10 protein-coding genes are annotated in these 8,111 nt (G+C 72.2%); 6 read left to right on the forward strand and 4 right to left on the reverse strand.

Annotated elements, in window-relative coordinates:
• Nucleotides 1-261 precede the first annotated feature (261 nt).
• Nucleotides 262-1,908 (forward strand): electron transfer flavoprotein-ubiquinone oxidoreductase, encoded by a 1,647-nt coding sequence (locus L2I40_RS14130; protein WP_237215644.1) that lies wholly within the window; start codon nt 262-264, stop codon nt 1,906-1,908.
• Nucleotides 1,909-2,133: 225 nt separating this feature from the next.
• Complete coding sequence (locus L2I40_RS14135; RefSeq protein WP_237215645.1) at nt 2,134-2,487, forward strand: hypothetical protein; 354 nt, start codon at nt 2,134-2,136, stop codon at nt 2,485-2,487.
• Between the two features lie 66 nt (nt 2,488-2,553).
• Here L2I40_RS14135 and L2I40_RS14140 read toward each other — a convergent pair whose 3' ends face one another.
• A complete protein-coding gene (locus L2I40_RS14140; protein WP_237215655.1) occupies nt 2,554-3,819 on the reverse strand; it encodes a UbiH/UbiF/VisC/COQ6 family ubiquinone biosynthesis hydroxylase in 1,266 nt (421 codons plus the stop codon).
• A gap of 219 nt (nt 3,820-4,038) precedes the next feature.
• Between L2I40_RS14140 and L2I40_RS14145 the strand changes: the two genes are divergently transcribed.
• From L2I40_RS14145 to arfB, 3 genes are all read left to right on the forward strand, one after another.
• Nucleotides 4,039-4,377, forward strand: coding sequence for a P-II family nitrogen regulator (locus L2I40_RS14145; RefSeq protein WP_237215646.1), 339 nt, complete (start codon nt 4,039-4,041; stop codon nt 4,375-4,377).
• A gap of 17 nt (nt 4,378-4,394) precedes the next feature.
• Nucleotides 4,395-5,756, forward strand: a complete 1,362-nt coding sequence (locus L2I40_RS14150; protein ID WP_456305744.1) for an ammonium transporter — start codon at nt 4,395-4,397, stop codon at nt 5,754-5,756.
• 126 nt (nt 5,757-5,882) lie between these two features.
• The gene (gene arfB / locus L2I40_RS14155) at nt 5,883-6,293 is read left to right on the forward strand and encodes an alternative ribosome rescue aminoacyl-tRNA hydrolase ArfB (RefSeq protein ID WP_237215647.1); all 411 of its coding nucleotides are present in this window, start codon (nt 5,883-5,885) and stop codon (nt 6,291-6,293) included.
• Nucleotides 6,294-6,299: 6 nt separating this feature from the next.
• Here the strand turns inward: arfB and L2I40_RS14160 are convergent, their stop codons facing one another.
• The 3 genes from L2I40_RS14160 to L2I40_RS14170 all read right to left on the reverse strand — a co-directional run bounded on the left by L2I40_RS14160 (nt 6,300) and on the right by L2I40_RS14170 (nt 7,540).
• Nucleotides 6,300-6,512 carry a hypothetical protein gene (locus L2I40_RS14160; protein ID WP_237215648.1) on the reverse strand — a complete coding sequence of 71 codons (213 nt, stop codon included), beginning with the start codon at nt 6,510-6,512 and terminating at the stop codon, nt 6,300-6,302.
• Between the two features lie 103 nt (nt 6,513-6,615).
• Nucleotides 6,616-6,816, reverse strand: coding sequence for a YgaP family membrane protein (locus tag L2I40_RS14165; RefSeq protein ID WP_237215649.1), 201 nt, complete (start codon nt 6,814-6,816; stop codon nt 6,616-6,618).
• A 79-nt stretch (nt 6,817-6,895) separates the two neighbouring features.
• Nucleotides 6,896-7,540 (reverse strand): Crp/Fnr family transcriptional regulator, encoded by a 645-nt coding sequence (locus L2I40_RS14170; protein WP_237215650.1) that lies wholly within the window; start codon nt 7,538-7,540, stop codon nt 6,896-6,898.
• A gap of 100 nt (nt 7,541-7,640) precedes the next feature.
• Here L2I40_RS14170 and L2I40_RS14175 point away from each other — a divergent pair.
• On the forward strand, nt 7,641-8,111 hold a 471-nt coding region (locus tag L2I40_RS14175), incomplete at its 3' end, for a DNA translocase FtsK 4TM domain-containing protein (RefSeq protein ID WP_237215653.1).

The following is an 8,111-nucleotide window of genomic DNA, read 5'->3' on the forward strand; positions in this document are numbered from 1 at the left end:
GGGCGCCGCCGGCTGCGCGGCCGCGGCGAAGCGATCGGGCGGCGTTGCCTCCAGCGCCTCGTCCGCGCCCCACTCGATCTGCAGCCGCAGCGCGGCGAGCAGTTCATCCCGCTCCATGGCCTGCATATCGGGGCGCCGCGGGGTTCCGCGCAACGGGGGGCGGGGCTACATCCAGCCGGCCCCGCGCCTGATCCGCGAAGGCGGACTCGCCGGAGCGGTGAATCAGTCGCCCAGACAATGGCCACAGCGAAGGAACGGGAGATGTCGGAGGCCGAGGCTCGCGAGAGCATGGAGTTCGACGTGCTGATCGTCGGCGGCGGGCCTGCCGGGCTGGCCTGCGCGATCCGGCTCAAGCAGGCGAACCCGGACGCCTCCGTCTGCCTTGTCGAGAAGGGCAGCGAGATCGGCGCGCACATTCTCTCCGGCGCGGTGCTGGAACCCCGCGCGCTGGACGAGCTGATCCCCGACTGGCGCGAGGATCCGCCGGCGCTCGCCACCGCGGTCACCGAGGACCGCTTCATGTTCCTCACCGAGAGCCGCGCGCTGAAGCTTCCGACGCCGCCGCAGATGCACAACGAGGGGAACTACGTCGTCTCCCTCGGCAACGTCTGCCGCTGGCTCGGGCAGCGGGCCGAGGCGCTCGGCGTCGAGATCTACCCCGGCTTCGCCGCCTCCGAGACGATCATCGAGGACGGGCAGGTCAGGGGCGTGGTGGCCGGCGTCATGGGCATCACGCGCGACGGCACCAAGGGCCCCGACTACCAGCCGGGGATGGAGCTGCGCGCCACCTACACCGTCTTCGCCGAGGGCTGCCGCGGCAGCCTGACCAAGCGCCTCTTCGAGACCTTCGACCTCCGCCGCGACTGCGCGCCGCAGACCTACGCGCTGGGGATGAAGGAGCTGTGGGAGATCCCGAAGGAGAAGCACCGCCCGGGCCTCGTCTGGCACTCGGTGGGCTGGCCGCTACCGCGCGACACGACCTATGGCGGCTCCTGGCTCTACATGCTGGGCGAGAACCTGGTCTCGATCGGCTTCGTCGTCGGGCTCGACTACCCGAATCCCTGGCTCTCGCCCTTCGAGGAGTTCCAGCGCTTCAAGACGCATCCCGCGGTGCGCGGCTTCCTCGAGGGCGGCAAGCGCGTGGCCTATGGCGCGCGCGCGCTGAACGAGGGCGGCCTCCAGGCGGTGCCGAAGCTCGTCTTCCCGGGCGGCATGATCGTGGGCGACGCGGCGGGCTTCTTGAACGTGCCGAAGATCAAGGGCACGCACACCTCGATGAAGTCCGGCATGCTGGCCGCCGAGGCGATGGCGGCGGCGCTCGCCGCCGACCGGCCGGCGGTGCTGGAAGGCTACCCGGCCGCGCTGAAGGAGAGCTGGGTCTGGAGCGAGCTCGAAGGCGTGCGCAACATCCGTCCCGGCTTCGCGAAATACGGCTTCTGGGGCGGTATGGCGGCCGCCGCGCTCGACACCTACGTGCTGCGCGGCAAGGCGCCCTGGACCTGGGGCCACCACCAGGACCACGAGACGCTGAAGGACGCCGCGAACGCGCCTCGCATCGACTACCCGAAGCCGGACGGGGTGCTGACCTTCGACCGCCTCTCCTCGGTCTACCTGTCCAACACGAACCACGCCGAGGACCAGCCGAGCCACCTGGTGCTGCAGGATCCCGGCCGCTGGAAGGGCGTGAACTGGGAGCGCTTCCGCTCGCCCGAGAGCCGCTACTGCCCCGCCGCCGTCTACGAGGCGGTGGGCGCCGAGGCCGGCAACGGCGAGGGCGAGATGCACCTCGTCATCAACGCGCAGAACTGCGTCCACTGCAAAACCTGCGACATCAAGGACCCGACGCAGAACATCGACTGGCGGACGCCGGAGGGTGGCGGCGGGCCGAACTACATCGGCGGGATGTAGGCCCGCGCCTTCGCCTGATGGTGTCGGGGCGGCGTGGACGCAGGGTCACGCAGTCCGCCTCGCCCGCCCGCTGACGGGGCGACCATGCGCGCGCGACAGGCGTGACAATCCGGTGAGGCGGCGGCAGCGCCCGCGCCGCGAGGCGTTACGGGCGCCGAGGCGGCCGTGGGATCATCTGCCGGGTCATCTGCCCGCGGCCGCGCTCGTCATCCTCGGAGGAAGCGCATGTCACGTCGTCTCTTCACCATCCTCGTTGCCGCAGGCTTCGTCGCCGGAGCCCTGCCGGCGGAAGCGCAGCAGCGCCGCGGCGTGGACCGCGAGAGCGCCGAGGTCGACCGGCTGAACCAGCAGAGCCTCGACCGCGCCCGCGCCGGGCAGCAGCAGCAGCACATGATGGGCAGCCCGGGCATGAGCGGGCAGGGAATGGGCGGGCCGGGCATGGGCGCGACCGGCGGAACGATGGGCATGCCCCCGTCCGGCGGCGCCGGCATGCCGAGCGGCGGCGTCGTGGGCAGCATGCCGGGCGGCGGGATGGCTCCCGGGACCATGCAGACCCCGCCGGGAAGCCCGATGCGCTGAAATCGTCGGCGCCCTCCCCCGGGAGGGCGCCGGCTGCCGCGTGCCGCCGCCCGGGGGGGCGGTCGGCTACAGCCCCTGCCCGCCGAGCAGCCCGGCCTGGCCGCGCGTCATGCCCATGGCGCGACGCGCGAAGGCGGCCTTCAACGCCGGGATCCGGTCCACCGCCGCGATGCCGAGCCGTCGCGCCAGCCGAACCGGCGCGAGATCGTTGCCGAACAGGCGCTCGAGCACATGCGTCGCCCCCAGCATGAGCATCGCGTCGGGCCGGGCGCGGCGCTCGTAGCGCGACAGCACGGCGGGCGACCCGGGGTCCTCACCGGCCGCCACCGCCTCGATCACCGCCTCGGCCAGCGCGGCGACGTCGCGGAAGCCGAGGTTGAGCCCCTGCCCCGCGATCGGATGGATGCCGTGCGCCGCGTCGCCCACCAGCGCCAGGCGATGGGCGGTGAAGCGATGCGCCCAGAGCGCGGAGAGCGGGTACGACCAGCGCCGCCCGATCGGGCGAATGCGTCCGAGCCGGCCGCCCAGCCGCCGCGACAGCTCATGCCCGAAACGCGCATCGTCCATCGCCAGGAAGCGGCGCGCGAGCTCGGTCCGCTCCGACCACACATAGGCCGAGGCGTGCGGCAGATCGGCCGTGCCGAAGCCGTCCGGTCCCGCCAGTGGCAGCTGCGCGAAGGGTCCGTTGGGCAGGAACATCTCGAGCGCGGTGGCGCGGTGCGGGCGCTCATGCGCGAAGGCGCCCACCATGCCCACCTGGCCGTAGTCCCAGCGCGTGACCGGGATGCCGGCCTGCGCCCGCAGCCGGCTCTCGCGCCCCTCGGCGCCGACGACGAGGCGGGCACGGATCAGGGGCCCGCCCGCCACGCGGATCTCGACGCCGTTCGCACCGCGCGTCACCTCGGCCTCGGCCGGGGCGAAGGCGTGCAGGTTCGGCAGCTGGGGCAGCCGCGCGTTCAGCGCGACCCGCAGCGCGCGCGCCTCCACCATCCAGCCGAAGGGCCCCTCGCCCACCTCGTCGGCGCTGAAGCCGAGCCCGAGGGATGACGGGCGCACGCCCGGGCGGCCATCGGCGACATGGATGTGCCGGATCTCCTGCGGCGCCGCCGGCAGCCGGTCCCAGATGCCGGAGGCCGCCAGCAAGCGGCGCGAGGTCAGCGCGATGGCGTAGGCGCGGCCATCGAAGGCAGGCAGTTCCATGGGTGGGAGGGGCGCGCGGTCGATCACCGCCGTCCTGATCCCGGCGGCGGCGAGGGTCGCGGCGAGCGTGGCGCCGACCGGCCCCGCGCCGATGACGCAGACGGTGACGTCGAGGGGATCGTGCAGGGGCATGCCGCGAAGGTCGCCGCGACCTGCCGGTTCGGCAAGGGCCAGGCAATTGCCTAGTTTATCGGCAGAATTGGTGCCGTCGAAATAGGCGGCCGGCATGCCCTTCTTTTCGCCACCCCAGGGCGCGGGGTGGCAGAAGGCGGCCACGCCGCCCCGCAGGCATCTGGCACGGCGCTTGGATTGCGTCGCCCCATTCGCCCAGGAACAGGGGATTGCGGCGCGATGAAGCTGGTGATGGCGATCATCAAGCCCTTCAAGCTCGACGAGGTGCGCGATGCGCTCACCCCGCTCGGCGTGCAGGGCCTGACGGTGACCGAGGTGAAGGGGTTCGGGCGGCAGAAAGGCCAGACCGAGATCTACCGCGGCGCCGAGTACCACGTGTCTTTCCTGCCGAAGCTCAAGATCGAAGTCGCGGTGCCCGCCGAGATGGTGGAAGCCGTGGTCGAGGCGATCGCGGGCGCGGCCCGCACCGGCAAGATCGGCGACGGCAAGATCTTCGTGCTGGATCTGGAGCGCGCGCTCCGAATCCGGACCGGCGAAACCGACGGCGCGGCCCTCTGAGGGCCATGCGCTTCATCATGAACAAGGGAATCTCGGGAATGAGGATGCTCGCTCGTGCGGCGCTGCTCGCGCTGCCGGCGCTCGTCGCGGCCAACGCCGCCTTCGCGGACGACGCCAAGGTGGACACCGGCGACGCCGCCTGGATGCTGACCGCGACCGCGCTGGTGCTGATGATGACCGTGCCCGGCGTCGCCCTGTTCTACGCGGGCATGGTGCGCAAGAAGAACGTGCTGGCCACCATGGCGCAGTCCTTCGCGGTCTGCTGCCTCGTGACCATCACCTGGATGGTGGCCGGCTACTCCATCGCCTTCGGCGAGGGCGGCTCCTGGTTCGGCGATTTCTCCCGCGTCCTGCTGACCGGCATGGTGTGGGACAAGCCCTTCTCCCTCGGCAGCGGTGACGGCGCCGTCGCCTTCACCTTCCCCGAGACCATCTTCATGGTCTTCCAGATGACCTTCGCGATCATCACCGCGGCGCTGATCACCGGCGCGGTCGCGGATCGCATGAAGTTCTCCGCGCTCTGCATCTTCATCGTGCTGTGGTCGCTGCTGATCTACAGCCCGATCGCGCACTGGGTGTGGCACCCGAACGGCATCATCTTCGCCTGGGGCGCGCTGGACTTCGCCGGCGGCACCGTGGTGCACATCAACGCGGGCATCGCCGGCCTCGTCGCCGCCTATGTCCTTGGCAAGCGGGTCGGCTACGGCTCGGAGAACATGGCCCCCTTCAACCTGGCGCTCGCCGTGATCGGCGCGGCGCTGCTGTGGGTGGGCTGGTTCGGCTTCAACGCGGGCTCGGCCGCCGGCGCCGGCGCGCGCGCGGGCATGGCGATGGTCGTCACGCAGATCGCCTGCGCGGCCGGCGCGATTGCCTGGATGCTCGGCGAATGGGCGGTGAAGGGCAAGCCGAGCGTGCTCGGCCTGATCTCGGGCGCGGTCGCGGGCCTCGTCGCCATCACGCCGGCTTCCGGCTGGGTGTTCCCCGGCGCGGCGCTGATCATCGGCATCCTGGCCGGGCTGATCTGCTTCTGGGGCGCCACGGGCCTCAAGAAGATGCTCGGCGCGGATGACAGCCTCGACGTCTTCTACGTGCACGGCCTCGGCGGCATCGTCGGCGCAATCCTGACCGGCGTCTTCGCCTACGGCATGATCTACAAGACCGACGACGCGGAAGCGGCGGTGGCCTATTCGGGCCTGCTCTACGGCAATGCCGGCATGGTCTGGATCCAGATCAAGTCGGTGCTGCTGACCATCGCCTACTCCGGCATCGGCAGCTTCGTCCTGCTCAAGATCGTGGACGTGATCGTCGGCCTGCGTGTCACCGAGGAGGAAGAGCGCGAGGGCCTCGACGTGGCGCAGCACGGCGAGCGGCTGGGCTGACCAGCCTCCACCCGCGGCCGGCGCGCTGACGGCGCCGGCCCGCGGCAACGGCGAAGGGCGTCGGGGGGAGACCCCCGGCGCCCTTCGCGCTTGCGGCGGCGCGGCGCATCCGCGTAAGGCGCGGCGATGGACGCGCCACGAATCCCGGAGGCAGCGATCGAGGAGCGCTTCATTCGCGCCTCGGGCCCCGGCGGTCAGAACGTCAACAAGGTCGAGACGGCGGTTCAGCTCCGCGTGGCACTGGCGCGCGCCGGCCTGCCGGAGGCCGTGCTGGCGCGGCTGGTCAAGCTCGCCGGACGCCGCGTGACGACCGAGGGTGAGCTGGTGATCGAGGCAAGCCGCCATCGCAGCCAGGAGCGCAACCGCGCCGAGGCACGCGCCAGGCTGACGGAACTCGTCGCGCGTGCCGCCGCTCCGCCGCCACCGCCCCGCCGCAAGACCAAGCCGACGCGCGGCAGCCAGGAGCGTCGCCTGGAAGGCAAGGCCCGCCGTGGCGGCGTGAAGCGGCTGCGCGGCGAGAAGCTGCGGGGGGACTAGCCCGCGTCAGGCGGTCTTCTTCCCGCTGCCCGGCTTCGCCTGGTTCGCGGCCATGCGCGCGCTGACCTCGGCGGGCACGACATCCGCCAGTGACGTAGAGACCGTGTTCCCGAAGCCGTGCACCACGTCGGCATCGCCGCGCATCAGCGCGTCGATGCCGGTCTTCGCGACATCGGCCGGATCGTCCTTCTTCGACTGGCCGAGCCTGGTGTCCTCCATCTTCGCTCGCTCGCGGGCGCGTGGAGGCAGACATGCAAGGAGGCTCCGCTTGATGGGAAGGACTCCCAACACGCCTGCGGGTGCACCGTTCCTGGCCTCGCGGTCAGACGGGCTTCTGGCCCACGCCGCAGGTGTTCACGCCGAGCAGCGTGTAGGCAGGGCACCAGCGCATCAGGGCCGTCGCCAGCGGAACCACACCGATCAGCCCCCACCAGCCGAGAGGCCCGAAGGCGCCGAGCGCCAGCAGCAGCGCGCCCGCCACGATCCGAAGGGTGCGGTCCATCCCGCCGACATTGCTCGTCATGCCCTCTCTCCTTGCCTCGGCGCGGGCTCGCCGCGCCAGGGCATGACAGCAGGGCGGGCAGGACGCGTCGGTGACGAAGTCACGCGCCGCGCGCGATATCCTCGAGCATGCGCCGGTCGCGGATCGTGACGCTCCCGCGCCCGATCGTCAGCGCGCCGTCGCGGGCCAGCGCGTTCAGCCGCCGCGTGACCACCTCGCGCGCCGTGCCCACCTCCGTGGCGAGTTCCGCATGGGCGGCGGCGATGTCCGGCGCGTTCCGCGCCAGCAGCGCCCCGGCCAGCCTGCGGTCGACGCTGCGGAAGCTCAGCGCCTCGATCCGCGCCATCAGCGTCGCCAGCCGCTGGCCGAAGCCGGCCAGGACGAAACCGCGGAAGGAGGCGTTCTCCGCCACCAGCGCCTCGAAGGCCGACCTGGGCAGGAGAAGGCCGCTCACAGCCGTCTCGGCGCGGCCTTCCGCGGCATAGGTCTCGCCGGCGAAGAGGCAGGCGGTGGTGAGCAGGCAGGCCTCGCCCGGCGCGACACGATAGAGCAGCAGCGCATGGCCGTCCTCCGCCACCAGGTCCACGCGGATGCGGCCGCCCGACAGCATCACGAAGCCGCGGCAGGGATCGCCAGGATGGAACAGCGCCGCGCCGGCGGGGGCGGCGAGCGGGATCGCCAGCGCGGCGATCCGGTCTCGGGCCGCCGGGTCGAGCCCGGGCGGGAGGGCGGCGGGGTCGGGCATGGCCCATCCTGGCGCAGGATCGGTTCGGACCGAAAGCGGACCGTGCATTTCGAGGCACTTCCGGTATAGAACTGCCAGCCTGCTTCAACGGTGACTGCACATGCCGCGCGCCCTGGACGGACGCCAGATGGGGGACCGCCTCGCCGCGGCCGGCCGTCGCTTCGCCTCTCCCGCCGTCAAGGCGGCGATCCGCCGTCGGCTTGGGGAGATGCTGGCCCTGGTGCTGGTGATCCTCGGCCTGGTCGGCATCGCAGCGCTTGCGAGCTACGATCCGGCTGACCCGTCCTGGTCCACCGCCACCGCGCGGGAGACGGAGAACCTTGCCGGCCCCTTCGGCGCGCATGCTGCGGACGTGCTGCTGCAGGGCGTCGGCTTCGCCGCCTGGCTGCCGGTGGCCTGCCTGATGACCTGGGCCTGGCGGCTGGCGACGCATCGCGGCCTCAGCCCCTTCGTGCTGCGCCTCGCCTGCCTGCTCGCCGCCCTGCCGCTGACCGCCGCCTCCCTCGCGCTGCTGCCGTTGCCCGAGGGCGTGCCGGCGCCGCCCGGGCCCGCCGGCGCGGCCGGCCCGGCG

It is taken from the genome of Falsiroseomonas oryziterrae, from assembly GCF_021864505.1.
GTDB lineage: Bacteria > Pseudomonadota > Alphaproteobacteria > Acetobacterales > Acetobacteraceae > Falsiroseomonas > Falsiroseomonas oryziterrae.

Bases quoted from the DNA above. Each gene is read 5' to 3' on its own strand.
- L2I40_RS14130 (WP_237215644.1), top strand. From the start codon at position 262: ATGTCGGAGGCCGAGGCTCGCGAGAGCATGGAGTTCGACGTGCTGATC.
- L2I40_RS14135 (WP_237215645.1), top strand. From the start codon at position 2,134: ATGTCACGTCGTCTCTTCACCATCCTCGTTGCCGCAGGCTTCGTCGCC.
- L2I40_RS14140 (WP_237215655.1), bottom strand. From the start codon at position 3,819: ATGCCCCTGCACGATCCCCTCGACGTCACCGTCTGCGTCATCGGCGCG.
- L2I40_RS14145 (WP_237215646.1), top strand. From the start codon at position 4,039: ATGAAGCTGGTGATGGCGATCATCAAGCCCTTCAAGCTCGACGAGGTG.
- L2I40_RS14150 (WP_456305744.1), top strand. From the start codon at position 4,395: ATGAACAAGGGAATCTCGGGAATGAGGATGCTCGCTCGTGCGGCGCTG.
- arfB (WP_237215647.1), top strand. From the start codon at position 5,883: ATGGACGCGCCACGAATCCCGGAGGCAGCGATCGAGGAGCGCTTCATT.
- L2I40_RS14160 (WP_237215648.1), bottom strand. From the start codon at position 6,512: ATGGAGGACACCAGGCTCGGCCAGTCGAAGAAGGACGATCCGGCCGAT.
- L2I40_RS14165 (WP_237215649.1), bottom strand. From the start codon at position 6,816: ATGACGAGCAATGTCGGCGGGATGGACCGCACCCTTCGGATCGTGGCG.
- L2I40_RS14170 (WP_237215650.1), bottom strand. From the start codon at position 7,540: ATGCCCGACCCCGCCGCCCTCCCGCCCGGGCTCGACCCGGCGGCCCGA.